The sequence below is a fragment of the Streptomyces coffeae genome (assembly GCF_016741875.1).
GTDB classification, from domain to species: domain Bacteria; phylum Actinomycetota; class Actinomycetes; order Streptomycetales; family Streptomycetaceae; genus Streptomyces; species Streptomyces coffeae.
The window spans coordinates 1-439 of the sequence record NZ_JAERRF010000200.1; the positions used below are offsets into that span (position 1 = coordinate 1).

Genomic DNA, 439 nt, shown 5'->3' on the forward strand with positions numbered 1-439 from the left:
TGAGGCGCAGGCGCTGTTGGCGACGTATGGCCAGGACCGGTCGGAGGGTCGGCCGCTGTGGCTGGGCTCGGTGAAGTCGAACATCGGGCACACCCAGGCCGCGGCCGGTGTGGCCGGTGTGATGAAGATGGTGCTCGCCCTACGGAATGGGCTGCTGCCCCGCACTCTGCATGTCGATGAGCCGTCGCCGCATGTGGACTGGTCGGCTGGGGCTGTTGAGCTGCTGACGGAGTCGGTGGCGTGGCCGGAGAGCGGTGGGCCTCGTCGTGCGGGTGTGTCGTCGTTCGGTATCAGTGGCACGAACGCGCATGTGATTCTTGAGCAGGCTCCCGTCAAGGTTGAGGAGTCGGTTGGGGGTGTCGTGCCGCCGGTGGTGGTGCCGTGGGTGGTGTCGGGCCGGTCGGAGGCCGGGTTGCGGGGGCAGGCGGAGGGGTTGGCT

The 439-nt window shown here is 68.8% G+C and carries 1 protein-coding gene; it reads left to right on the plus strand.

Annotation, left to right across the window (positions count from 1 at the left end):
• A partial coding sequence (locus JK363_RS41665; RefSeq protein WP_201883522.1) for a ketoacyl-synthetase C-terminal extension domain-containing protein occupies positions 1-439 on the plus strand: 439 nt, incomplete at both ends.